22 protein-coding genes are annotated in these 22,963 nt (G+C 60.4%); 10 read left to right on the top strand and 12 right to left on the bottom strand.

Annotation, left to right across the window (positions count from 1 at the left end; translation table 11 throughout):
• Positions 1 to 168: 168 nt before the first annotated feature.
• Positions 169 to 1,509, top strand: coding sequence for a cell wall metabolism sensor histidine kinase WalK (locus tag KW837_RS00405; protein WP_123495960.1), 1,341 nt, complete (start codon positions 169 to 171; stop codon positions 1,507 to 1,509).
• A gap of 98 nt (positions 1,510 to 1,607) precedes the next feature.
• On the opposite strand, the gene KW837_RS00400 is transcribed toward KW837_RS00405, so the two are convergent.
• Positions 1,608 to 2,174: an NAD(P)H nitroreductase gene (locus tag KW837_RS00400; RefSeq protein WP_218394153.1), complete on the bottom strand. Its 567-nt coding sequence runs from the start codon at positions 2,172 to 2,174 to the stop codon at positions 1,608 to 1,610.
• Positions 2,175 to 2,296: 122 nt separating this feature from the next.
• On the opposite strand from KW837_RS00400, the gene KW837_RS00395 reads away from it, so the two are divergent.
• Positions 2,297 to 3,751 carry a TrkH family potassium uptake protein gene (locus KW837_RS00395; protein ID WP_218394152.1) on the top strand — a complete coding sequence of 485 codons (1,455 nt, stop codon included), beginning with the start codon at positions 2,297 to 2,299 and terminating at the stop codon, positions 3,749 to 3,751.
• On the opposite strand, the gene KW837_RS00390 is transcribed toward KW837_RS00395, so the two are convergent.
• Complete coding sequence (locus KW837_RS00390) at positions 3,708 to 4,769, bottom strand: AraC family transcriptional regulator (RefSeq protein WP_218394151.1); 1,062 nt, start codon at positions 4,767 to 4,769, stop codon at positions 3,708 to 3,710. The genes KW837_RS00395 and KW837_RS00390 overlap by 44 nt on opposite strands.
• Before the next feature lie 158 nt (positions 4,770 to 4,927).
• Between KW837_RS00390 and KW837_RS00385 the strand changes: the two genes are divergently transcribed.
• Positions 4,928 to 5,239 carry a DUF962 domain-containing protein gene (locus KW837_RS00385; RefSeq protein WP_218394150.1) on the top strand — a complete coding sequence of 104 codons (312 nt, stop codon included), beginning with the start codon at positions 4,928 to 4,930 and terminating at the stop codon, positions 5,237 to 5,239.
• Positions 5,240 to 5,396: 157 nt separating this feature from the next.
• Complete coding sequence (locus tag KW837_RS00380; protein ID WP_218394149.1) at positions 5,397 to 5,987, top strand: HD domain-containing protein; 591 nt, start codon at positions 5,397 to 5,399, stop codon at positions 5,985 to 5,987.
• A 115-nt stretch (positions 5,988 to 6,102) separates the two neighbouring features.
• On the opposite strand, the gene KW837_RS00375 is transcribed toward KW837_RS00380, so the two are convergent.
• Entirely contained in the window at positions 6,103 to 6,918 is an 816-nt protein-coding gene (locus KW837_RS00375) for a UDP-2,3-diacylglucosamine diphosphatase (RefSeq protein WP_218394148.1), read from the bottom strand.
• A 136-nt stretch (positions 6,919 to 7,054) separates the two neighbouring features.
• On the opposite strand from KW837_RS00375, the gene KW837_RS00370 reads away from it, so the two are divergent.
• Together KW837_RS00370 and KW837_RS00365 are read left to right on the top strand one after the other, a co-directional pair.
• The gene (locus KW837_RS00370; protein ID WP_218394147.1) at positions 7,055 to 7,813 is read left to right on the top strand and encodes an AraC family transcriptional regulator; all 759 of its coding nucleotides are present in this window, start codon (positions 7,055 to 7,057) and stop codon (positions 7,811 to 7,813) included.
• A 237-nt stretch (positions 7,814 to 8,050) separates the two neighbouring features.
• The gene (locus KW837_RS00365) at positions 8,051 to 8,944 is read left to right on the top strand and encodes a DMT family transporter (protein ID WP_218394146.1); all 894 of its coding nucleotides are present in this window, start codon (positions 8,051 to 8,053) and stop codon (positions 8,942 to 8,944) included.
• On the opposite strand, the gene KW837_RS00360 is transcribed toward KW837_RS00365, so the two are convergent.
• The 4 genes from KW837_RS00360 to recQ form a co-directional block, all read right to left on the bottom strand.
• Positions 8,938 to 9,225, bottom strand: coding sequence for a SelT/SelW/SelH family protein (locus tag KW837_RS00360; protein ID WP_192345668.1), 288 nt, complete (start codon positions 9,223 to 9,225; stop codon positions 8,938 to 8,940). The two genes, KW837_RS00365 and KW837_RS00360, sit on opposite strands and share 7 nt — an antisense overlap.
• A 162-nt stretch (positions 9,226 to 9,387) precedes the next feature.
• Positions 9,388 to 11,199: a FimV/HubP family polar landmark protein gene (locus tag KW837_RS00355; RefSeq protein WP_218394145.1), complete on the bottom strand. Its 1,812-nt coding sequence runs from the start codon at positions 11,197 to 11,199 to the stop codon at positions 9,388 to 9,390.
• Between the two features lie 128 nt (positions 11,200 to 11,327).
• Entirely contained in the window at positions 11,328 to 11,762 is a 435-nt protein-coding gene (locus tag KW837_RS00350) for a MarR family transcriptional regulator (protein WP_008074924.1), read from the bottom strand.
• 121 nt (positions 11,763 to 11,883) lie between these two features.
• On the bottom strand, positions 11,884 to 14,010 hold the full coding sequence (recQ, locus tag KW837_RS00345) for a DNA helicase RecQ (protein ID WP_218394144.1): 2,127 nt from the start codon (positions 14,008 to 14,010) through the stop codon (positions 11,884 to 11,886).
• A 422-nt stretch (positions 14,011 to 14,432) separates the two neighbouring features.
• Between recQ and KW837_RS00340 the strand changes: the two genes are divergently transcribed.
• From KW837_RS00340 to lapD, 4 genes are all read left to right on the top strand, one after another.
• Positions 14,433 to 15,020 carry a YecA family protein gene (locus KW837_RS00340; RefSeq protein ID WP_205887150.1) on the top strand — a complete coding sequence of 196 codons (588 nt, stop codon included), beginning with the start codon at positions 14,433 to 14,435 and terminating at the stop codon, positions 15,018 to 15,020.
• A 10-nt stretch (positions 15,021 to 15,030) separates the two neighbouring features.
• Positions 15,031 to 15,426 carry a YbaN family protein gene (locus KW837_RS00335; protein WP_008074929.1) on the top strand — a complete coding sequence of 132 codons (396 nt, stop codon included), beginning with the start codon at positions 15,031 to 15,033 and terminating at the stop codon, positions 15,424 to 15,426.
• A 252-nt stretch (positions 15,427 to 15,678) separates the two neighbouring features.
• Positions 15,679 to 16,386 (top strand): cysteine protease LapG, encoded by a 708-nt coding sequence (lapG, locus tag KW837_RS00330; protein WP_218394143.1) that lies wholly within the window; start codon positions 15,679 to 15,681, stop codon positions 16,384 to 16,386.
• 22 nt (positions 16,387 to 16,408) lie between these two features.
• Positions 16,409 to 18,349, top strand: coding sequence for a cyclic di-GMP receptor LapD (gene lapD / locus KW837_RS00325; RefSeq protein WP_218394142.1), 1,941 nt, complete (start codon positions 16,409 to 16,411; stop codon positions 18,347 to 18,349).
• 26 nt (positions 18,350 to 18,375) lie between these two features.
• On the opposite strand, the gene KW837_RS00320 is transcribed toward lapD, so the two are convergent.
• From KW837_RS00320 to KW837_RS00300, 5 genes are all read right to left on the bottom strand, one after another.
• Positions 18,376 to 19,431 carry an AI-2E family transporter gene (locus tag KW837_RS00320; RefSeq protein ID WP_192345662.1) on the bottom strand — a complete coding sequence of 352 codons (1,056 nt, stop codon included), beginning with the start codon at positions 19,429 to 19,431 and terminating at the stop codon, positions 18,376 to 18,378.
• 82 nt (positions 19,432 to 19,513) lie between these two features.
• The gene (locus tag KW837_RS00315) at positions 19,514 to 20,320 is read right to left on the bottom strand and encodes a DUF4892 domain-containing protein (protein WP_192345661.1); all 807 of its coding nucleotides are present in this window, start codon (positions 20,318 to 20,320) and stop codon (positions 19,514 to 19,516) included.
• 8 nt (positions 20,321 to 20,328) lie between these two features.
• Positions 20,329 to 20,988 (bottom strand): glutathione S-transferase family protein, encoded by a 660-nt coding sequence (locus KW837_RS00310; RefSeq protein WP_218394141.1) that lies wholly within the window; start codon positions 20,986 to 20,988, stop codon positions 20,329 to 20,331.
• Between the two features lie 50 nt (positions 20,989 to 21,038).
• The gene (locus KW837_RS00305; RefSeq protein WP_192345659.1) at positions 21,039 to 21,893 is read right to left on the bottom strand and encodes an alpha/beta hydrolase; all 855 of its coding nucleotides are present in this window, start codon (positions 21,891 to 21,893) and stop codon (positions 21,039 to 21,041) included.
• Positions 21,890 to 22,696 carry an alpha/beta fold hydrolase gene (locus KW837_RS00300; protein WP_218394140.1) on the bottom strand — a complete coding sequence of 269 codons (807 nt, stop codon included), beginning with the start codon at positions 22,694 to 22,696 and terminating at the stop codon, positions 21,890 to 21,892. The genes KW837_RS00305 and KW837_RS00300 overlap by 4 nt, the downstream gene beginning before the upstream one ends.
• Positions 22,697 to 22,963 lie beyond the last annotated feature (267 nt).

The raw sequence follows: 22,963 nt of genomic DNA, 5'->3' as shown, positions 1-22,963 counted from the left end.
AACCCCGGACCCGACGGCTAACCCGTTGGGTCTGTTGCCACTCAGTCTAATGTGGGAGCGGGCTTGCTCGCGAAGGCGGTGTGTCAGGTAAAGCATTTGCTGACTGACACACCGCCTTCGCGAGCAAGCCCGCTCCCACAAGGATTTGTGCTTGTTTGAGGATTTTCTGTGCGCTCATTGTTCTGGCGTATTCTGGCCAGCTTCTGGCTGGCCATCGCTCTGGTTGCAGGGCTTTCCATTCTGCTCGGGCACATGCTCAACCAGGACGCGTGGATTCTCAGTCGCCACCCTGGCCTCAACACCTTGGCCGAACAGTGGACGCAAACCTACGAAAGCCAGGGAGAAGAAGCCGCCCAGGACATTCTGGAACAGCGCAAGCGTCAGTATCACATCAACGTTCAAGTGCTCAACGAGGCAGGTGACCCGGTGGTACGCGGTACCTTTCCACGGCGGGCGGCGGCCTTCGAAGCACGACAGAACAACGATGATCGACGCCTGCCATGGCGGCGTCTGACCGATGAATACACCAGCGCCAAGACAGGCGACACCTATCTGCTGATCTATCGCGTCCCGCACCCGGAACTGGACGCCTGGCACCGCGAAAGCCTGCTCTGGCCGTTGAGTGCACTGGGCATCGCACTGGTGGTGTTGACTCTGTTCAGCTTGCTGGTGACCTTTTCCATCACGCGACCACTGAGCCGTTTACGAAGCGCCGTGCATGACCTGGGGCAGACAACGTATCAACAAAACAGCCTGGCGAAACTGGCCAACCGCCGCGATGAATTCGGTGTGCTGGCCAACGACTTCAATCGCATGGGCGCACGCCTGCAAAGCCTGATCGGCAGCCAGCGGCAATTACTGCGGGACGTGTCTCACGAGTTGCGTTCACCTCTGGCCCGACTGCGCATTGCGTTGGCGCTGGCCGAGCGGGCCAACCCTGAGGAGCGGGAAAAACTCTGGCCACGCCTGACCCGTGAATGCGATCGACTGGAAGCGTTGATCAGCGAAATCCTGGTACTGGCGCGCGTCGATGCCGACAACGCCAGTGCTGAAGAGGTCGATCTCAATGCGCTGCTCACTACCCTGCAAAAAGATGCGCAGTTGGGTTCGCCCGAGCAGAACGTGCACCTTGAGGTCGAGCCACAACTGAACCTCAAAGGCTGGCCGACCATGATCGAGCGTGCCGTGGACAACCTGCTACGCAATGCCCAGCGCTTTAACCCGGTCGGGCAACCGATCGAAATGCAGGCGTCTCGCCAGGGCGACAGGATTGTCGTCAGCGTGCGCGATCACGGTCCCGGCGTAGAAACCGAGCATTTGAATCAACTGGCTGAACCCTTCTATCGGGCACCGGGGCAGACAGCGGCCGGGCATGGCCTCGGGCTGGCCATTGCGCGTCGTGCGGCGGAGCGCCATGGCGGCAGTCTGGTGCTGGCCAATCATCCGGAGGGCGGATTTGTTGCCAGCCTTGAATTGCCGTTGGTGCCGGGGGCTGTGGTGCAGCCTTAAAAGCTTCGCGGGCAAGCCTCGCTCCTACAGGATTGTGTGGGCTACATGATCGCCAGATTACCTGTAGGAGCGAGGCTTGCCCGCGAAGCATTTGATCTTCAGGCCTTACCGGGCCAGGCACTGACAAACTCGGCCAGATCGACCTTCTCCGCCACCCGCGGTTCTTTCTGCGGCGTGCCCAGGTAAAGAAACGCAATCACCTCTTCCCCTTCCGCCAATCCCAAACCTTTGGCCACATGCGCCGAATAAGCCAGCTCACCGGTGCGCCACACCGCGCCAATGCCTTGCGCATAAGCGGCCAGCAAAATCCCGTGAGCTGCACAACCGGCCGCCAACAGTTGCTCGGACTTGGGATACTTGGCGTGGTCCTGCAATCGGGCAATCACCACAACCACCAGCGGCGCACGCAGCGGGCCGTTGCGCGCCTTGTCCAGCAAGGCTTCGGACACATCACTGTCTTGCAGCTTCGCCGCCTCGGCCAGCAACTCGCCCATCTGCTCGCGCGCCGCGCCTTCGACTGTCAGGAAGCGCCACGGCTGCAAGTGGCCATGGTCTGGTGCGCGCATCGCGGCGGCAAACAGCACTTCGCGCTGCTCGGCAGTGGGTGCCGGATCAAGCAGTCGTGGGACGGAAACACGGTTGAGCAAAGCGTCGAGAGCCTGCATCGGCCACCTCCTGTAGAAAATGTTTGGCTATTCTAGCGTCAACTGTCGCGACGGCGTCGGTTTACATGCCCTGCCCCGCAGGTAGAATGGCGCCCTTCTTACTATCAGCCCGAGCGGATTTCATGGCGTTGCCGACCTTACGGATCATTGGTTTCATCATCGGCATCTTCCTGATCACGCTGGCCATCGCCATGGTTATACCCATGGCCACCCTGGTGATCTTCGAACGCACCAGCGACCTGCCGTCGTTCCTTTGGGCCAGCATGATTACCTTTGTCGCCGGCCTGGCCCTGGTGATACCCGGGCGCCCCGAGCACATCCATCTGCGTCCGCGAGACATGTACCTGCTGACCGTCAGTAGCTGGCTGGTGGTGTGCATCTTCGCCGCCCTGCCGTTCCTGCTGACCCAGCACATCAGCTACACCGACTCATTCTTCGAAAGCATGTCCGGCATTACCGCCACTGGAGCGACGGTGCTCAACGGCCTGGACAACATGTCCCCCGGCATCCTGATGTGGCGTTCATTGCTGCACTGGATTGGTGGCATCGGTTTTATCGGCATGGCGGTAGCGATTCTGCCACTGCTGCGCATCGGTGGCATGCGGCTGTTTCAGACCGAGTCGTCGGACCGTTCCGAAAAAGTCATGCCCCGTTCGCACATGGTGGCGCGTTTGATCGTTGCGGCCTACGTCGGCATCACCATTTTCGGCAGCCTGGCGTTCTGGTGGGCCGGGATGAGTCCGTTCGATGCGATCAACCACGCGATGTCGGCGATTTCCACCGGTGGTTTCTCGACCTCCGACCAGTCTTTGGCCAAGTGGCCGGAGCCTGCTGTGCATTGGGTCGCGATCGTCATCATGATTCTCGGTGCCCTGCCGTTCACCCTGTATGTCGCCACGTTACGCGGTAACCGTCGGGCACTGATCAAGGATGAACAGGTTCAAGGGCTGCTCGGTATGTTGCTGGTGACCTGGCTGGTGCTCGGCACCTGGTACTGGTGGACTACCCAGCTGCATTGGCTGGAAGCCTTGCGGCATGTGGCGCTGAACGTGACGTCGGTGGTGACCACCACCGGTTTTGCACTGGGGGATTACAGCCTCTGGGGCAACTTCTCACTGATGCTGTTCTTTTATCTGGGGTTTGTTGGCGGCTGCTCGGGTTCGACCGCTGGCGGGATCAAGATTTTTCGCTTCCAGGTTGCCTACATTCTGCTCAAGGCCAACCTTAACCAGTTGATTCACCCGCGCGCGGTGATCAAGCAGAAATACAACGGCCACCGTCTCGACGAAGAGATCGTGCGCTCGATCCTGACCTTTTCGTTCTTCTTCGCCATCACCATTTGCGTCATCGCACTGCTGCTGTCGCTACTGGGCGTGGACTGGATGACCGCGCTGACCGGCGCGGCCGCCACGGTGTCTGGCGTAGGCCCGGGGCTTGGCGAAACGATTGGCCCGGCGGGTAACTTCGCCAGCCTGCCGGATGCCGCGAAGTGGATTCTCTCGTTCGGTATGCTACTGGGCCGGCTGGAGATCATTACGGTGTTTGTCCTGTGTATCCCGGCGTTCTGGCGTCACTAATCCGCATGGGCGCTTCCATCAGCCGCGTCCGGTATTCGCCGGGCGTGGAATCGAACCAGCGTCGGAAGGCGCGGAAGAAGTTGCTCGGATCGGCAAACCCCAGCAGGTAGGCAATTTCCAGCAGGGTCATGTTCGGTTGCGCCAGGTATTGCTCGGCCAGTTCACGTCGGGTGTCATCCAGCAAGGTCTGAAAACTCGTGCCCTCTTCCTGCAAGCGCCGCTGCAAGGTGCGTTGCGACAAGTGCAGCGTCTGGGCCACCGTATCACGCTTGGGTTCACCCTGGGGCAGCAGACGGCATAACACCTGCCGTGCCTTGTGGGTCACGCGGCTCTCGGAAAACCGCGCCAGATACTCGCCGGCAAACCGGTCGTGCAGCCGCGCCATGGCCTCGTTGGCGGTGGGTAGCGGTGCCTCCATGTCGGCGCGCTCGAAGATCAAGGCGTCATAAGGCGCGTTGAACATCAACGGGGCATGAAAGGCTTGTTTATAAGGTTCAAGATCAACAGGGTTAGCGCCTTGCAGCAAGACCTTGCGCGGCTGCAGCGTACGGCCGGTCAGCCAGCCGCAAAGTGCCAGGGCGCAGGCCATTGATGCTTCGGCACTCTGTCGGGTCGGCGGCAGGTGATCGCCATGGACCGTCAGAATCAGCGCATACCCCTCATCCAGCAATCGGAAACTCAAGTCGGCACTTTCGGCGATGATTCGCTGATAACGCACCAGACGTTGAAAGCCTTCAGCCAGGGTCTGGCTGGACATCAACGCATAACCGGCGACATGAAAGGACGCCGGTCGCACCACCTTGCCCATGTTCAGGCCGATCGCCGGGTTGCCGGACAGCTCGACCGCGCGCTGCCAGAGCCGCGTCATGGAATCTTGCGGGAAGCGCGCATCCGGGTCATCCAGTGCCGCATAGTCGAGCCCTAGCTGCTTGAACAGAACCCGGCAATCCAGGCCGTCCATTTCCAGTGCTTTGACAATCCCCATCGCCCAGCTTGCAGAAGTCGTTCGTTCGCTCATGGCGTTTACTACGTAATGGCCGCATGCCACGACCCAATACCCAAGGATACTAAAGTGGCGCCTATTGTCACTGGCTGATACCAATGATCACTCTAGACTTAAATAAGCTATCCGCAGAGCAACTTGTCGCGTGCACAGCCACCACAGAGATCGCAGTCGTGGAAAACATCAAGCGCTTCAATAGCTTCGCTGAGTTTTACCCGTATTACCTCAGCGAACATCGCAACAGCACCTGTCGACGATTGCACTTTGTCGGCACCTCTCTGGTTATTTTCATTTTGGCGCTGACCATCGGCAACGGCGCCTGGTGGATGTTGCTGGCCCTGCCGCTGGCCGGTTACAGCTTCGCTTGGGTCGGGCATTTCTACTTCGAGAAGAATCGCCCTGCCACCTTCCAGCATCCTCTTTACAGCCTGCTCGGCGATTTCGTCATGTACCGCGACATGATTCTGGGTCGCGTGCCGTTCTAGGGGGGCGTTCTCAATTAGTTTCCCCTCCGCGCCGGAACTAATTGAGAACGCCCCCTAGGCTCCATGGGCCACAAAAGCGTCTTGTGTAGCCAATGCAGCGTTGGATCCAAGTCCTACACTCAAAACATCCCTTTCGATCAGAACAAGAGGATAGCCGATGAATGCCCATGCCCGTTTTACCCATATGCAGGACGGCACACAGGAAGACTGGGCGATCATCGCCGCAGATTTCAGCGCCTATGCCCGGCAATTGCCCAAACGGATCGTGGCGCACCTGAAGTTACTGGAGGGGGATTTCGGCGGTTTCCCGGTGGATCGTCTGACCCACTCCCTGCAAACCGCCACCCGCGCCTGGCGCGATGGTCGCGACGAAGAATACGTGGTCTGCGCCCTGCTCCATGACATCGGCGACACGCTGGGCTCCTACAATCACCCGGACATCGCCGCGGCGATCCTCAAGCCGTTCATCAGCGCCGAGAACCTGTGGATGGTGGAGAAGCATGGGATTTTCCAGGGTTATTACTTTTTTCATCACCTGGGCATGGATCGGCATTTGCGCGAGCAATTCAGCGGTCATCCGCAGTATCAGGCGACCATCGAGTTTTGCGCCCGGTACGATGCGGCGGCGTTTGATCCAGCGTACGACACGCTGCCGCTGAGCTTCTTCGAGCCGATGGTGGAACGGCTGTTTGCGCAGCCGAAGAATTCGATTTACAAGGCGGCGATGGAAGAGCACGCGCCAGCCTGATTAATCTGGGTGTCCGGGCGGGCCCCTTCGCGGGCAAGCCTCGCTCCTACAGATAGGCGACGGTCACAGTATCGTGCCGTAGGAGCGAGGCTTGCCCGCGAAGGCGTCGGATCGGTCACGCCGGCTCTGCGACCTTCACCGCCTTCAATTCCGCCTCCCTTGCCTGGGCATCGGCCAACCGATACAGCTCGATCGAGCCATCCCAATGCTCGATCAGTGCCGTGCACGACTCCACCCAATCCCCACAATTGAGGTAATCCACCTCGCCGACCTTGCGAATCTCGGCATGGTGAATGTGCCCGCACACCACCCCGTGCAACTCGCGTTTGACGCATTCGTGGGCGATGGCTTCTTCAAAATCACTGATGAAGCTGACGGCTGTCTTGACCTTGTGCTTGAGGTACGCCGACAACGACCAGTAGCCGTAGCCATAACGGGCACGCCAATGGTTGAGCCAGCGGTTGAGCGTCAGGGTGAATTCGTAGGCCGAGTCGCCGAGAAACGCCAGCCAGCGATGGTAACGGGTGATCACGTCGAACTGGTCGCCGTGAATCACCAGCAGATGACGGCCATCGGCGGTCACATGCACGGCTTCGTCCACTAACTGGATGTTGCCCAAAATCAGCTTCGAATAACGGCGCAGGAATTCGTCATGGTTGCCGGTGACGTAGATCACTTCTGTGCCGCGCTTGCTCATGGTCAGCAGGCGACGAATCACATTGGTATGCGCTTGCGGCCAATACATGCCGCTGCGCAGTTTCCAGCCGTCGATGATGTCGCCGACCAGGTAGATCTTGTCGGTGTGGTAGCCCTTGAGAAATTGCGACAGGTGTTCGGCCTGGCAGTCCCGGGTGCCCAAATGCACATCGGAAATCCACAAGGTCCGCACACGTTGCTTACGGCTGGGTTTGGCGAGCTCGGCGCTGGTCATGGGCAACCCTCAGGACAAGTTTTGGCAAGCTTGCGCCGGTCGGGTGAATTGCCCATGACAGTGGCAAGTCAGTCTTGTGACAGCGCGAGTCGGGCCGCACCCGGTGTAGACTGGCGACCTGCACAGGAGACCTGCGATGAGACCGATCCTCACGCTACGCCAGTACACCCACGACCTGATCGTCCACAGCCACGACCACGCGCAACTGGTGTTCGGGCTGTCGGGCGCGCTGGACTTCGAGGTCGAAGGGCGTGGTAGTCAGGTGGTGCAGCAGAGTTTCGTGGTGGTGCCGTCGGGCGCGCATCATGCCTGCGACAGCGCCCATGGCAGTCGTTGCCTGGTGCTGGATGTGCCGAGCGACCAGTGGGTTTCGCAGTCCCTTGGCGATCACGCCGAAGCCAGTCGCCGCTTGCTCGACAATGCCGGGCGCCTGTCGCTGGACGCCGGGCAAAGCCAACTGGTGAGTTGGCTGGCAGGCAGTCAGATCAGTGATCCGCTGATCGCCCAGCAAGGCGCGGTGCTGTTGCTGGCCAGCCTGAACAACGCCAAACCCGACAGTGTGGGCGGTCGGCGCCTGCCCTATGCAGCGCTGAATGCGCACATCGATCAATACGCGGCCTATCCACTGCAAGTCGCCGATCTGGCGCGCATTGCCGGGCTGTCCAGTGCCCGGTTGCATGCGCGGTTCGTGGCGGAATGCGGGCAAACGCCGATGGACTACATTCGCAGTCGTCGGCTGCACATTGCCGTTGGCTTGTTGCGCAATTCGGCGCTGCCCATTGGCGAGATCGCCTGTCGGGTCGGCTACAGCTCGCAGAGTGCTTTCGCCGCGGCAGTGTTGCGTGAGTTCGGCGCCTCACCCGGTAAATTGCGCCGCGAGGCTGGCGACAAATGACGCGAGTCTGGCGACAGACATAACCAAGCGCTGCGCGATTAAATGTAGCAGCTGGCGAAGCCTGCGTTCGAGCGCGAAGCGGTCGCAATCGGAACAATGTGGTTTGCCTGGCACTGCGCATGCGCTGGTTTTACGACCGCTTCGCGCTCGAACGCAGGCTTCGCCAGCTGCTACAGAAGACCGCGGTATCTGAGAGGATGTCGTCGGCTTCGCTCACTACTTTCATCAAGGATTGCAATGACTCCCCGTACCGCCCTCGGCGCTCTGCATATCGGTGCACTGATGTTCGGCCTGACCGGCGTATTCGGCAAACTCGCCGCCGCTTCGCCGGCCATCATCGTGTTCGGCCGTGCCGCGTTTGCTGTCCTCGCCCTGGCGTTTTTCGCACGGTTCGCAAGCGGTACCCGTTGGCAGAAACTCGACGCCGTGGACCTGCGTCGCCTGCTGCTCAGTGGCTTGCTGCTGACCGGGCACTGGGTGAGTTTCTTTATCGCGGTGAAGGTCGCCGGGGTGGCAATCGCGACACTGGGGTTTGCCAGTTTCCCGGCGTTTACCGTGATCCTCGAAGGGCTGATCTTCCGCGAGCGCATCCGCGCCAACGAAATCCTGCTGGTGGTGCTGGTCAGTGTTGGATTGGTGCTGGTCACGCCGGATTTCGATCTGGCCAGCGGCGCCACCACTGGCCTGTTGTGGGCGGTGGCTTCCGGCTTGTTGTTCGCCCTGCTGTCCCTGACCAACCGTGCCAGCTCCGGACGAATTCCGCCGGTGCAGGCTGCGCTGTGTCAGAACGTAGTGGTAGCGATCTGCCTGCTGCCGGTGGCGGTACCGCAGTTGAGCGAAGTGCGCGCCATCGACTGGCTGTGGATCGGCCTGCTCGGGGTGTTCTGCACCGGCGTCGCCCACAGCCTGTTCGTCGCCAGCCTGGCGGTGATCAAAGCCCGTACCGCGTCAGTGGTGTTTGCTCTGGAGCCGGTTTACGGCATCACCCTGGCCTGGCTGTTGTTCGATGAAAACCCGACGCTGCGCATGCTGATCGGCGGCGTGCTGATCATCGTGGCCATCGTGGTTTCGAGCCGGTTGTCCGGCAGTTCAAGCAAGAGCGCCGTGGCGGTAGAAGCCGCGTCTCACTGAGGGCGGTCGTTGTGACCCAGGTCGCGGTCCGGATCGATCTGATCACGGACCCGCTGCTTGAGCACCTTGGCCTCGGGAAAACCACCGTCGGCCTTGCGCTCCCAGAGCTGCACATCGTCACAGAAAATGTGAAAAACTCCGCCAGTGCCGGGCACCAGAGACACTTTGCCCAGGTCATCGCCGAAGGTACTGAGCAGTTCCTGGGCCAGCCAGGCAGCGCGCAACAGCCATTGGCATTGCGTGCAATAGGTGATGACGATTTCCGGTTTACGTGCGGTCATGATTGGCAAAACTCCTGGGCCTGGGGGCGTCGCCATAATAGCCGCCTTGCCCCTGATGCTGTAGGAGCGAGGCTTGCCCGCGAAGAACGATGACGCGGTTTATCAGAACAACCGCATTATCGTTCTTCGCGGGCAAGCCTCGCTCCTACCTGGGTAAGGGTGTTATCGGATACCGGCCAACAGCGTCCGGGCCGTTTCCTTGAGCGGTTCGTCACCTTCCTTGAGTAACTCGTTAAGCAGCTCGATGGCGCTGTCCAGATCGCCGTCGTCGATGCAGGTCTGGGCCTGTTCGAGTTTACCCGCGTTGCTCGGCCCGGCCGGTTCAAGATCCATCAACTCAGCACTCAGCGGCTCAAGCTCCAGCGGCTGGCCGGGGTCGCTGAACTCGTTGAGAAAGGTCTCGTCCAGAGATTGAGCGTCTGGTTCGGCGATCCATTCAAGCTCGGGCTCGTCCAGCGTCGGCTCCTCGGGCATTTCGAAAACATCGGGCAACACGTGCAGGTTCGAGGTGAACCCGGGCTCGTCTGCCTGCGCTGGCTCATTCGACGGTTTGGCGCTGGATGATGAGTTTTCGAAGGGGCTGATCAGGTCCCAGTTCGAATCCATCGACAGGTCATCGAGGTTCAACTGGAATTCATCGCTCGGTGCCGCTTCAGGGATTGCAGGGGTGGGAGGAACCACTGCCACGGCGGCGATCACCGGTGCGGCGCTGATCAGTTTCGGATGGCGGGCGCGGATGTCCTGAAGTTGCTGTGCATCGAACCCGGCGTCTCGCAGGCTGCTTTCCTGTGCATCATAAGCTTGCACGTCGCCCTGTTTACCAAGGACCTCCAACAGCTGCACGGCCAGATCGGTGCGCTGGGGTTCCCTGGCCAACGCGTCTCGCAACAAACCGGCCGCCTCGGACAAACGGCCATACGCCAGATAGATACCCACCCCTTCCAGCACGTCGCCTACGGGAGTCTCTTCGGCCGATCCGGCTAGCGGTTGCGGCCGGGACGTCGGCCTGATCGGTTCTTCCGTGCGGAGGGGCACCGGTTCATGACGCAACGGCTGCACAGGTAACGGCTCGGCCTGGACCTGAGCCTGAGCCTGCTGTCGTTGGCGGCGAATGTAGACGGCGAGCGATAGCAACGCCACCAGTGCCAGCAACCCGATGATCAGCAGCCACGGAGTCGGTTCAGATTCCTCCCCTACAACGGGCGCAGGTGCCGTCACCTGGGGCACGACCGGCTCTACCGGTGCCTGTTTGACTTCCGCCAATTGGGTTTGCAGCTCGATCACCTGCTTTCTCTGCCCGGCGATCTGCTCGTCCTGAGCCTGAAGCTTGGCATTGAGTTCATCGATGGTCTTTTGCAACTGTTGGTTCTGCAGCACGCTGGCGGCCAGCTGTTCGGCAATAGCATCATTCCCGGGCACGGCAGCTGGTTTATCGATATCAGGCTTGGGCGTCGCCGCCTTCGCAGCAGGTGGCGGTGCAACAGCCGGTTCGACGGACGGGAACGCGGAAGACTGAGGGCGCGGCGCGGGGTCGTCGTTGACGGGAACAATGCCCGGTGACCCCGGAGGATCGATCAGCACTGTGTACTCACGCAGCAAACGCCCGTTGGGCTGATTGAGCTGCACCAGAAAGTTCAGGAAAGGTTCCTTGACCGGTTTGCTGGAGGTTACCCGGATCAGGCTGCGGTTGCCCCGCAGGATCGGTGTGAACTTCAGGTCGTTGAGGAAGAACACCCGCTCAACACCGGCACGGCTGAACTCGTCCGCCGTCGCCAGGCTGACCGATAGCTCGCCCTCCGCCAGGCCGCCAGCGTCCACCAAAGCAATGTCGGCATTGAACGGCTGATTCAACGCCGAATGCTGGGTGATCTCACCCAACCCGAGCGCAGGGGCCAATGCCGAGTAAGTGACAGCACCACCGACCAGCAGCAGCCTGGTGCAACACCGCAATACAACGTGCCAACTCTCGAGCATGAGCATCCCTTAGATAACCTGAACCAACCTGTACGTATTCGCACATCCGGTACGAACACGATATTACCTAGTAGTTCTTTATAGTCTGCCCAACGGAGTATCTCAAAAGTCCGGCGCGTGGTTATGCCTCAAGATTTTTCCAGGTTACCCAGGATGTGCCCGTGGACGCGCATGCAGACTTTCAAATCCGCCTCATCAACGCCTTCGAACAGTTCGTGGCGCAATTGAGTGGCAATGGTTTCAATTTGTTCGATCAAGGGCCGGGCCGGGGCACAGAGGACGATTTTTTTTGCCCGACGGTCTTCCAGCACGGATTGGCGTTGCACCAGGCCCTGACTTTCCAGGCTGTCGAGCAGTCGGGCCAGAGTGGGCCCTTCGACGCCAACGCTTTGCGCCAGTTCGCGTTGGGTGGGGGCAGTCTCGAAACGTGCCAAATGCAGCAGCACCAGCCAGCGCGCCTGGGACAGACCCAGGCCAGCCAATCGGCGGTCCAGTTCGGCACGCCAGCCCCGAGACATCTGGGCCAGTTGCATGCCAAAGCGGTGTTGATCGGTTAACGGCATAAAACACTCATGGTCAGACTGAAAATAGAGAAAAGCTAATTATTAGTCAGCTAAGCATGACCTTTGGCTATAGGCAAGGCTTGCTCCTGTACTGAATCGTTACATCTATGCCGCAGGTCATTCAGACTTCGAATTCCGACTGCAGGGCGGCACGAACGCAATACAAAACGCCTTCCGGAACTCTTCCCGCAAACAGCGCGGCAATCTCTGATACCGATGGCAACTCGCCCTCGCCGTCGAGGAAAGCGTCCTGAACTTCGCCCATCAACTCTTCAGGCAGGTCCAGCGCCTGTTCCAGTGATAGCTGCTGCTTGCCGATGGCCTCGGCAAGCATTGTGTAAACGTTCTTTTCCGAGCATTGCAGCTGACCGGCGATCTGCAGCGGAGTCATGCCGGCCCGGGCCAGCGTGATCAACTCGTGACGCACATCGGCCACCACTTTCGGCGCCTCGACCTGGCCGCCGAGCACTTCGAGGAAGGCCTCGCCGTAACGTTCCAGTTTGCGCGCGCCGACACCGCTGACCGTGGCCATTTGCGCCAGCGAAGTTGGCTGGCTGCGGAGCATTTCCAGCAGCGTCGAGTCGGGGAAGATGACGTACGGCGGCACGCCATGCTCTTCCGCCAGTTTGCGACGCAGGGCACGCAAGGCTTCCCACTGTTCGCGTTCTTCACCGCGAACCAGTTGGCTGGCCTGGCTCTTGCTGCTTTTGGCGGTGGTTTGCGGCTTGAGGTCGCGGCGCAGTTCCAGGGTCACTTCGCCCTTGAGCAATGGCCGGCAGGTATCGCTCAGGCGCAGGCCGCCGTAGCCTTCGAGGTCGATGTCCGCCAGACCACGGGCAACAAGTTGTCGGAACAAGGAGCGCCATTCGCTCTCCCCCATCGCTTTGCCTACGCCGTATACCGACAAATGCTGATGACCGAAGCTGCGGACCTTTTCGTTGTCCTTGCCCAGCAACACGTCAACCAGATGACCGACGCCATAACGCTGGCCGGTGCGGTAGATCGCCGACAGCGCCTGACGGGCCGGCTCGGTGGCGTCCCAGGTCTGCACGCCGTCGACGCAGTTGTCGCAGTGGCCGCAGGGCTCGGGCATGTCTTCGTCGAAGTACGCGAGCAGGGTCTGGCGGCGGCAGCGGGTTTCTTCGCAGAGCGAGAGCATGGCGTCGAGCTTGTGCTGCTCCAGACGCTTGTGGCGCTCGTCGCCTTCGGAGTTTTGCAGCATCTGCTTGAGCATCACCACATCTTGCAGGCCGTACGCCATCCAGGCATCCGCTGGCAGGCCGTCACGACCACCGCGACCGGTCTCCTGGTAATAGGCCTCAAGGGACTTCGGCAAATCGAGGTGCGCGACAAAACGTACGTTAGGCTTGTCGATGCCCATGCCGAACGCCACGGTGGCGACCATGATCAGCCCTTCCTCGTTAAGGAAGCGCTTCTGGTGATGGGCCCGCGTGTCGTTGGGCAGTCCGGCATGGTATGGCAGTGCCGGGAAACCTTGCTCGCTGAGGAACACCGCTACTTCATCAACCTTCTTGCGCGACAGGCAGTAAACAATGCCGGCGTCGCTGCGCCGCTCGGCGAGGAACGCCAGCAACTGCTTGCGCGGCTGTTCCTTGGGCACGATGCGATAGAAAATATTGGGGCGGTCGAAACTCGAGAGGAAACGCTCGGCATCCTGCAAATGCAGGCGATCGACGATTTCTTCCCGGGTGCGCTTGTCGGCCGTCGCGGTCAGGGCGATGCGCGGGACGCTGGGGAACAATTCCGCCAATTGGCCCAGTTGCAGGTATTCCCGACGGAAATCGTGACCCCATTGGGACACGCAGTGCGCTTCGTCGATGGCGAACAGCGCGATTTCAAGGCTTTGCAGGAAGGCCAGCATACGTGGCTGAACCAGACGCTCGGGCGCCAGGTAGAGCATTTTCACCTCACCGCGCTTGATCCGCGCCGCCAGATCACGCTGCTGCTCAGCGCTCAGCGTGGAGTTCAATGCCGCCGCGGCGACACCCAGCTCTTCGAGGGTCGCGACCTGATCGTCCATCAGCGCGATCAGCGGCGATACCACCACCGCCAGGCCTTCGCGCAGCAGCGCCGGCACCTGGAAGCACAAGGACTTGCCGCCCCCGGTAGGCATCAGCACCAGGGCATCGCCGCCACTGGCCACGCGCTCAATGATTGCACCCTGACGGCCACGGAAACTGTCGTAGCCGAAGATGTCCTTGAGGACGCGTTGAGCCTGTTCGAGCATAAAAACTCCAAAAATCACCGAAACATCCCTGCAAGGCTGGTTCAGAATCATGAAAGCTGCACCGACAAATCGTAAGTGCGCATTGCATGACGCTGCATATCTCAGCCGTGACGCCAGCAGGGCATCACAAAACGCGCGAGTATACCCGAGCCCTCCCCTGCAAAGGGCGCCGCTGATAAGACACATGAAAGCCAATGCAATACAGACCTTGTGGGAGCGGGCTTGCTCGCGAAAGCAGTGTGTCAGTCGACATTAATGCCGCCTGACACACCGCTTTCGCGAGCAAGCCCGCTCCCACAGGGTTTTCTATTGCCCCCAACCACAGATTCCATCACAAGGGTTCAAATATGCCGCGCGGCTGGCCCAAGCGCTCAAGAAGGCCTAGAATTCCCGCATCGTATATTCCCCAAGGTAGCCCTTTAATGTCCTTCGCTGAGCAACTAACCCGCCTGCAAGTCTTCCTCGACGCCGACGAGCTGCATGACGAGGCGCTGGACTACGTGGCCGCCCACGGCTACCTCACCGCGCTGTCGATCTGTTCCGAGAGCGTTCCCGACCGTGAATGGATCGACGCGCTCTTCGCCGAAGAGCCGCACTACGCCGACGACACCGAGCGTGAGGCGATCGAATCCACCCTGCTGCTGCTCAAGGCGCACATCGCCCGCCAACTGGCGTCCGACGAAGAGTTCGAGCTGCCATGCGAGCTCGATCTGGGCGACGACCCGGACGATTCCGACCTGCGCGGCTGGTGCATCGGTTTCATGGAAGGCGTGTTCCTGCGCGAAGCGGCCTGGTTCGAAACCGCCGAAGACGAAGTCAGCGAAATGCTGCTGCCGATCATGGTCGGTTCGGGTCTGTTCGACGAACAGCCTGAATTCTCCGACATCGCGGCCGACGCCAACCTGATGGACGACATGATCGTGCAGATCCCGGAAGCCCTGACCGCGCTGTACCTGTTGTGCAACGCGCCAGACGAAAAACCGGCGATTCTCAAGCCACGTCACCACTAAGGTTTTGCCTATGGACAACCCCATAGGCAACCGCCCCCTGATGTTGCGCTACGTGCTGCTGGCCATCGGCTGGCTGAGCGTAGCGCTGGGGGTGATCGGGATTTTCCTGCCGGTGCTGCCCACCACACCGTTCCTGTTGCTGGCGGCCGCCTGTTTCGCCCGCAGCTCGCCGCGTTTCTATCAGTGGCTGGTGGAACATCCACGGCTTGGGCCGTGGGTCCGCGACTACCTGAGCGGCAATGGCATTCCCCTCAAGGGCAAGGTCTACGCCATCGGTTTGATGTGGGCGAGCATCCTGCTTTCCTGCTACCTGGTGCCCCTGCCTTGGGCGCGCGGGTTCATGCTGACCAGTGCAGTGCTGGTGACGGTTTATATCCTCAAGCAGAAAACCCTGCATAAACCCTGATCTCATCTGGGCACGGGGGCTTCTGTGGCGAGGGGGCTTGCTCCCGCTGGGTTGCGAAGCGACCCCAAACCCTGCGACCCAATTTTTCCTGACACATCGCATGAGCTAGTTTTACGACTGCTGCGCAGCCGAGCGAGAGCAAGCTCCCTCGCCACAGTAAGCAAACTGCTGACGTCCTTTCGTCCGACGACCTGCCCTACCCCGCCCAAATCAACGCCTAGACTTCAGACATCTGCACTCGAGCAGCCAGACATGTCCCGCAGTCCGCGTAGCCCAGGATGGTCAACGCTCCGACTTCGGTTCGGCGGATGGCTGCTGCTGATGAGTTTTCTGCTGGTCGGGTTGGGCAGTATCCGGGCCGACCGGGATTTTGCGCAGATTCTGCAAACGGCTGAAAAACGCTACGGCCCCCTTGGCCCGGCTCGGGGGCGGATCGAGGCTTGGAGTCAGTTGCTGCAAAGCGAACTGAACCAGCCTGAGCGCGAACAACTGAACGCGGTTAATCGCTTCTTCAATCAACAACTGAATTTTCAGGATGACATGCGCATTTGGCATCAGACTGATTACTGGGCCACGCCGGTGGAATCCTTGATCAAAGCCGCTGGTGACTGTGAAGACTACGCCCTGGCGAAATATTTCAGCCTGCGTCACCTCGGAATTCCCAGCGAGAAACTGCGCATCACCTACGTCAAGGCCCTGATCCAGAATCAGGCGCACATGGTGTTGACCTTCTACAGCAGCCCCACAGCCGATCCGCTGGTGCTGGATAACCTGATCGGCGAGATCCGCCCCGCGTCTCAACGCAACGACCTGCTGCCGGTGTATGCCTTCAACGCCGAAGGCCTGTACTTGCCGGGAGCCCATGGCGGCAAACGTAGCAGCGACTCGAAAAAACTGTCGCGCTGGCAAGACGTGCTGCAAAAGATGCAAATCGAAGGGTTCGCCGTGGGCGAAGGCTAGCCGCTACAGCAAGGAGCGTTTTATGTCACTGCGCAAACAGTTGTTCCTGGCCATTTGCCTGTTCTTGCTGGTGGCTTTCAGCGGCAGTTTTTTTGTCAGCCTGGAGAGCTCCCGTGAGCAGGTGCTTAGCCAGTTACGCTCCCATGCCCAGGACGCCGCCACGGCGCTGGGCCTGTCATTGACGGCACAGATCGACGACCCGGCGATGATCGAATTGATGGTCAGCTCGATTTTCGACAGTGGTTATTTCAGCAGCATCCGGGTCATCGACATCGAAAATGAACAGGTGCTGGTGGAACGCAGCGCCCCCGCACAAATAGAAGGCGTTCCGCAGTGGTTTGTGAGCGTGGTCAATCTGCGCCCGCAAGGTGGTGACGCACTGATCACCCGTGGCTGGCAGCAGGCGGCGCGAGTCGAAGTGTTGAGCAATCCGCAATTCGCCTTGGCCAAACTCTGGGACAGCACCCTCGGCAGCCTGATCTGGCTACTGATTTGCGGACTGCTCAGCGCCGTGTTCGGTGGCTGGTTGTTGCGCCGGCAACTGCGCCCGCTCGACAACATGGTCAAACAGGCAGAAGCCATCAGCAAACGCGAATTCCGCAGTTTGCCGAAACTGCCGCGCACGCCGGAACTCAAGCGGGTAATGCTGGCCATGAATCAGATGGTCGAAAAGCTCAAGGCGCTGTTCGCCGAGGAGGCCGCGCGAAGTGAAAATCTGCGAGCCGAATCTTATCAGGACGCCCTGACAGGCCTGGCGAACCGGCGCTTGCTGGATGAACAATTGGCCGACCAATTACTGGTTTCCGAGCAAAGCCGCGACGGTCATTTGCTGATGCTGCGGATCAATGACCTGATCGGCCTCAACCAACGCTTGGGAGGCCAGCGCACCGATGCCCTGATCGGTGCCGTCGGCGAATTGCTCAAGCGCCTGACGCAACCGCCGGAGCGTCGAACCTGGCTCGCGGCACGCAATCGCGGCGGCGAATTCAGCTTGTTGACCCCTGGCCTGGACAGCAAGGATGCTGCACGCGTGGCCAGCGAAATCAGCGCCACCCTGGAAAACCTGCGTCTTACCGGCGCCAGCGACTGTATGCCGGTGGCGCACCTGGGGGTGGTCGCCTTTCACCCCGGCGAACCAACGAGTGAGGTGCTGCTACGCCTCGATCAGGCGCTGACTCAGGCCCGGCAACATCCCGAGCGCCCCTGGGTATACCAGGCCCACGCCGATACCGCGCCGAACCATTCCCAACACGACTGGCGCAGCTGGATCGACGAGGCACTGACCGAGGGCAAGATGCAGTTGTATTTCCAACCGGTGGTGCAGTGCGCCGACACCAGCCAGGTGCTGCACCACAAAGTCCTCGCTCGCCTGCTCGATCCGCAGGGCGAGGCGATTGCCGCCGGGCATTTCCTGCCGTGGATCGAACGCCTTGGCTGGTCGGCGCGATTCGATCTGGCGATGCTCGAAACAACCCTCGAATACCTGGCCGCCAACCGTTGGCCCCTTGCGCTGAGTCTGTCCGGCAGTACCCTGCGCGATCAGGCGCAGCTGCAACATATCCTCGACCTGCTCGAATCACTGCCAGAACTCGCGCCGCTGCTGATCCTGGAAATCGACGAACGCCAACTGCCGCCCCCCGAAGAACTGCAACGCCTGAGCCACAGCCTGCTCAACACCGGTTACCGCATCGGGTTGCAGCATTTCGGCGGCAGCTTCAGCCAGATCGGCAACCTGACGCAACTGGGGCTGGCTTACCTGAAAATCGACGGAGCCTACATACGGGGTATCGATGAACAGACTGACAAGCGCCTGTTCATCGAGGCGATTTTCCGGGCGACCAACAGCATTGATTTGCCGTTGATTGCCGAGATGGTGGAAACGCAGGGCGAATTGGAGGTCATTCGGGAGCTGGGTTTGTTTGGGGTGATGGGAAGATTGATTGGACCGCCGGAGCCTATGTGAGGCAGCCGCGAGCAGGCTCGCACAGGTCAGGGCCGGCGATCCTCAACCCGAACCTGACTCTTGCTCCAATCGGTCAGCAGACTGTAAGCCACGGCCAGCAATGTCGGGCCGATGAACAAGCCGATAAATCCAAACGCGATCAACCCGCCAAACACCCCGAGCAGCACAATCACCAATGGCAAATTCCCGCCCCGGCTGATCAGGTACGGCTTAAGTACGTTGTCGACCCCGCTGATAATGAACGTCCCCCAACAGCCAAGGAACACCGCCATCCCGTACTCCCCTTTCCAGGCCAACCACGCCGTGGCTGGAATCCACACCAACGGCGGCCCCATCGGAATCAGGCTGAGCAGGAAGGTCACGATCCCCAGCACCAACGCCCCGGGTACACCGGCAATCAGGAAGCCGATCAACGCCAGAACAGCCTGAGCCGCTGCGGTGCCGATCACCCCATTGACCACTCGCTGCACGGTACCCGCCACCAGTTCGATGTAATAGCTGGCACGGTCACCGATCAGCCGCTCCAGCAGCCCATGAACAAACACCGCCAACCGTGGCCCGTCGCGGTAGAAAAAGAACACGAACACAATACTCAGCGTCAGCTCGAGAATCCCGCCGCCAATCTGCGCACTGCGCGCCAGCAACCAGTTACCGACCTGCCCCAGATAAGGCTTGATCGCCAGCATCATCGCCGCGCCTTGCTGATCGATGCTGTTCCAGATACCCACCAACCGCTCGCCGACCAAGGGAATACCGCCCAGCCAGGTCGGCGCCTCAGGCAGGCCATCGACCTGTATATCCTTGATGAGCGCCGTGGCATCGCGCACATGATCCGCCAGATTGAATCCCAGCCACACCAGCGGCACCGCCACCAGCACCATCCAGCCGAGTGTCAGTAGCAGCGCCGCCAGGGATTCACGGCCATTGAGCCAACGGGTCAACAAACGCATCAGCGGCCAACTGGCAAACGCCAGCACCGCGCCCCAGAACAGCGCCGACCAGAACGGCGCCATCACCCAAAAGCTCGCGCCAAACAGCACCAGAAGCAGAATTTGCACCAACAGCCGATCGTTATTGGGCATGTATGATCCTGAAAAAAGTCAGACGAAAAAGTCAGTCAGCAAAGAGTAGGCGAACGCGCAGAACGCGCTCGCCCAATGAAGCTTATCGCAACAGCTCGAAGTGCAGACCAGAGCCTTCGACGTTGCCGGTTTCCATCCGTGCCGCCCGTACGCCCTGGCCGATCAGCGCCTGACGCCAGGTTTCGGCATTGGGCCCCGAAACATTAACGCGCAGTGTGGTGTCCAGGTTCAGGCCTCGGGAAATCAGACGCAGCCAGGTTTCGTCCGGGTCGCCGCCGAGTTTGGGGAAATCGAGTTTTCCAGTGCTTTTTAGCTGTCGCAGCAAGGTCGCGGAAGTGGGCACCAAATCGCCCAATGGTGCAGCAGCGTCGAACTGCTCGACGTGCAGATAGGCTTTGCGATTGCCGCGAGTGATGCTGTAAAGCGCCACCAATGTGTTGTCTTGAGGGGCTGCCAGACGCAGCAGTAGATAAGCCTGCTGATTATCGGCGCCATACAGCTTGGCGTTGCCGAAGACTTCATTGGCCCACAGACTGCTTTCGCCACAATCCCGGGCCTGGCACCAGAACAGCAACTCGGCGCCCTGTTTCTGCAAGGCTTCGCGAGCGGTGGTGAAGGCATCGGTCGAGGAATGCTCCGGTGGCAACTCGTAAGTCACCGAGGTGGTTTGACCCCGGGCGGTGACTTGGCCGTCAAAGCGCAGCTGGCCACTGATCTTGCGGATCGAACCCAGCGGGTAGATCCGCTCAAGCTCGACAGCCGGGCGATAGTCGACGATCTGCGCATCGGCCATACGCGGCACGATCGGCAAGTCCTGACTGCCAGGGATATCAGCGGCAAATAGCAGAGGACTGAAACAACACAGCGCCAGAAGACTGAGAGAACGCATGGATAGACTCATCGAATCAGCATGGCCTGGGCGCCCTTGATGACACTGTCGTCATCGATGCGCTCGGGCACCAGTAGACCGCGTTGTACCGCAGGGCGTGCGCCCATGGTCGCCATCCAGCGCTGCAAGGCTGACAAGCCATCCACCGCGACACCGGACCATTCATGGCCACGTACCCACGGAAAAGTCGCGATGTCGGCAATGCTGTATTCGCCCGCCAGGAACTCTACGGCTTGCAGACGCGTGTCCAGCACCTCATACAAGCGCCGGGTTTCATGTTGATAGCGGTCGATGGCGCCCTGGAGCTTTTCCGGAAAATAACGGAAAAACACATTGGCCTGGCCCTGCATCGGGCCGATTCCGCCCATCTGGAACATCAGCCACTGCAGTACCACCGAGCGCCCTTTCGGGTCCTGGGGCAGCAGTTTGCCGGTCATCTCGGCGAGGTAAATCAGGATCTCACCGGACTCGAACACGGCGAAATCGCCATTGGCGCGGTCGACAATCGCCGGAATCCGCCCATTGGGATTGATCTTGAGAAAGTCCGGGGACTTCTGTTCCTTTTTGTCGAAACTCAAGGCATGCACCGTGTAGGGCAGGCCGAGTTCCTCGAGCACGATAGAGACCTTGTGGCCATTCGGGGTCGCAGCGGTGTACAGATCTATCATGGTTGTCTCCCATTTCAACCCGCCCAGCCTCGACAGTTGCCCGACGCAAGTCAAGGAATGGCGAAGAACCGATTGAAACAGTCTGCGACAAGGTCTGCACCGGATTCGTCATTCAGGTGCAAATGATGGCCGCCAGGCAACTGTTCCCGGCTAAAGGGTAGACGCTCCAGCAACTCTGGATGTTTGGCGAGCATGCCGTCAGCTGCAACCACCAGGTGTGCGGGACAACCGACGCGCTGGACGAAGGCCATCGCCTGTTCCGTGGTCAGACGTAGCGGCGATGGCAGGGTCAGGCGGTTATCGGTGCGCCAGGTATAACCGCCGGGCACCGGCATCAAGCCGCGCTGGGCCAGCAGTTCGGCGGCTTCGCGACTGACCGCCACCAAGCCTTTCATTCGTGCTTCGATGGCGCGGTCGAGGGTGTTGTAGACCGGCTTGCGTTTTTCCCGCAGATCCAGCTGCGCTTGCAGGGCCATGCCCATGCGCTCGGCGGCGTTTTCGCCTTTGTCTGTAGGAGGAATGACGCCGTCGATCAAGGCCAGATGCGTGACCCGCTCCGGCAACGACCCGGCCAGCACCAGCGAGACGATCGCCCCCAGGGAATGTCCCAGCAGCGCAAAACGTTTCCACCCCAACTGCTCGGCTACTTGCAGCACATCGTGGACGTAGTCCCACAGCGCGTAACCGGCGCCGTTCGGTCGATGCCCCGAGTGACCATGCCCGGCCATGTCCAGCGCGATGATGCGCAAGCCTTTGAGCTTGGGCGCCAGCCGGGCAAAGCTGTTGGCGTTGTCCAGCCAGCCGTGCAAGGCGATCACCGGCAAGCCGTCCTCGGGACCGAACAGGTGCGCCGCCAACTCGATATGCGGCAGGCTCAGGCGAACTTCTTCGACGACGCTGTTCATGCGCAATCCTGTTGGCGGCGACCGTCCCAGCGACTGAACAGATTCTTCAGCAGCGTGGCCGTGTCTTGTGGACGTTCGAGGGGAAACATATGGCCGCCGGGCATGGTCAAGGATTCGCCCAGGGGCATGCGCCCGACGGAACGGGCGTGATGTCGCATCACCACGCGGCTCTTGTGCCCGCGAACCACCGCCAGTGGCACCTTCAACTGACGTGCACGGCCGGGGCTGGTGTGGGGCACACCGCGGTAGATGCTGATTTCCGTGGCCGGGTCAAAACGCAGGCGCAGCTTGCCGCCGACAGTGTGCAAACCATGTTGAAGATAGGCGTCGAAGCATTCCGGATCAAAGCCACGAAACAGGGTTTTACCGGCGAAATACAATCGGGCTGCGTCCAGATCGGCAAACTCTTCCCGTCGGCCCAACGTACGGCCGGCCGGGGTCAGGCGATCGATGAAGCCGAAGCGCTTGGCGGCACGGATCACCCATTGATCGGCGCGGGTCAGCACCGGCGAATCGAGCATCACCACGCCGCGATACAGCTCAGGGCAACGCAACGCGGCGTGCAAATGCAGAACGCCGCCAAAGGAATGGCCGACGCCCCAGACCGGTTCCGGTTGCTGCTTGAGGTGATGAATCAGCTCATCCACCAGGTTGTTCCAGTTGTCGTCCGCCGGAAAACGAGGGTCATGAGCGTGCTGCTCCAGATGCGTCACCTGATACTCGGGCGCCAGCGCCGCGAACAACTTGCCGTAGGTCCCCGAAGGAAAGCCATTGGCGTGGGCGAAAAATATCTGTTGCGACATACCTGCAAATCCATGAGCGAGAACGGAGGTTGATTGTCCGTAAGACCGTGTCCTACAGCAATGACCGTAACTGACAGGAATGATGACAGGCCGGTCATGGCTATGGCGCAAGGATGACTCTGATCCTTGGTAGCAGCTGGCGAAGCCTGCGTTCGGCTGCGAAGCAGTCGCAAAACCATTCACCGCAGTGTTTCAGGGACATCAAGGGGCAGGATTGACGACTGCTGCGCAGCCGAACGCAGGCTTCGCCAGCTGCTACACCGAGCG

Source organism: Pseudomonas sp. PDM24 (assembly GCF_019218905.1).
Taxonomy (GTDB): domain Bacteria; phylum Pseudomonadota; class Gammaproteobacteria; order Pseudomonadales; family Pseudomonadaceae; genus Aquipseudomonas.
This window is presented reverse-complemented; position numbering and strand designations above follow the sequence as displayed.

What these genes read in the sequence shown, in the direction of transcription:
- KW837_RS00400 (WP_218394153.1), bottom strand. Translation starts at nt 2,174, where the DNA reads ATGCAGGCTCTCGACGCTTTGCTCAACCGTGTTTCCGTCCCACGACTG.
- KW837_RS00395 (WP_218394152.1), top strand. Translation starts at nt 2,297, where the DNA reads ATGGCGTTGCCGACCTTACGGATCATTGGTTTCATCATCGGCATCTTC.
- KW837_RS00390 (WP_218394151.1), bottom strand. Translation starts at nt 4,769, where the DNA reads ATGAGCGAACGAACGACTTCTGCAAGCTGGGCGATGGGGATTGTCAAA.
- KW837_RS00380 (WP_218394149.1), top strand. Translation starts at nt 5,397, where the DNA reads ATGAATGCCCATGCCCGTTTTACCCATATGCAGGACGGCACACAGGAA.
- KW837_RS00375 (WP_218394148.1), bottom strand. Translation starts at nt 6,918, where the DNA reads ATGACCAGCGCCGAGCTCGCCAAACCCAGCCGTAAGCAACGTGTGCGG.
- KW837_RS00370 (WP_218394147.1), top strand. Translation starts at nt 7,055, where the DNA reads ATGAGACCGATCCTCACGCTACGCCAGTACACCCACGACCTGATCGTC.
- KW837_RS00365 (WP_218394146.1), top strand. Translation starts at nt 8,051, where the DNA reads ATGACTCCCCGTACCGCCCTCGGCGCTCTGCATATCGGTGCACTGATG.
- KW837_RS00360 (WP_192345668.1), bottom strand. Translation starts at nt 9,225, where the DNA reads ATGACCGCACGTAAACCGGAAATCGTCATCACCTATTGCACGCAATGC.
- KW837_RS00355 (WP_218394145.1), bottom strand. Translation starts at nt 11,199, where the DNA reads ATGCTCGAGAGTTGGCACGTTGTATTGCGGTGTTGCACCAGGCTGCTG.
- KW837_RS00350 (WP_008074924.1), bottom strand. Translation starts at nt 11,762, where the DNA reads ATGCCGTTAACCGATCAACACCGCTTTGGCATGCAACTGGCCCAGATG.
- recQ (WP_218394144.1), bottom strand. Translation starts at nt 14,010, where the DNA reads ATGCTCGAACAGGCTCAACGCGTCCTCAAGGACATCTTCGGCTACGAC.
- KW837_RS00340 (WP_205887150.1), top strand. Translation starts at nt 14,433, where the DNA reads ATGTCCTTCGCTGAGCAACTAACCCGCCTGCAAGTCTTCCTCGACGCC.
- KW837_RS00335 (WP_008074929.1), top strand. Translation starts at nt 15,031, where the DNA reads ATGGACAACCCCATAGGCAACCGCCCCCTGATGTTGCGCTACGTGCTG.
- lapG (WP_218394143.1), top strand. Translation starts at nt 15,679, where the DNA reads ATGTCCCGCAGTCCGCGTAGCCCAGGATGGTCAACGCTCCGACTTCGG.
- lapD (WP_218394142.1), top strand. Translation starts at nt 16,409, where the DNA reads ATGTCACTGCGCAAACAGTTGTTCCTGGCCATTTGCCTGTTCTTGCTG.
- KW837_RS00320 (WP_192345662.1), bottom strand. Translation starts at nt 19,431, where the DNA reads ATGCCCAATAACGATCGGCTGTTGGTGCAAATTCTGCTTCTGGTGCTG.
- KW837_RS00315 (WP_192345661.1), bottom strand. Translation starts at nt 20,320, where the DNA reads ATGCGTTCTCTCAGTCTTCTGGCGCTGTGTTGTTTCAGTCCTCTGCTA.
- KW837_RS00310 (WP_218394141.1), bottom strand. Translation starts at nt 20,988, where the DNA reads ATGATAGATCTGTACACCGCTGCGACCCCGAATGGCCACAAGGTCTCT.
- KW837_RS00305 (WP_192345659.1), bottom strand. Translation starts at nt 21,893, where the DNA reads ATGAACAGCGTCGTCGAAGAAGTTCGCCTGAGCCTGCCGCATATCGAG.
- KW837_RS00300 (WP_218394140.1), bottom strand. Translation starts at nt 22,696, where the DNA reads ATGTCGCAACAGATATTTTTCGCCCACGCCAATGGCTTTCCTTCGGGG.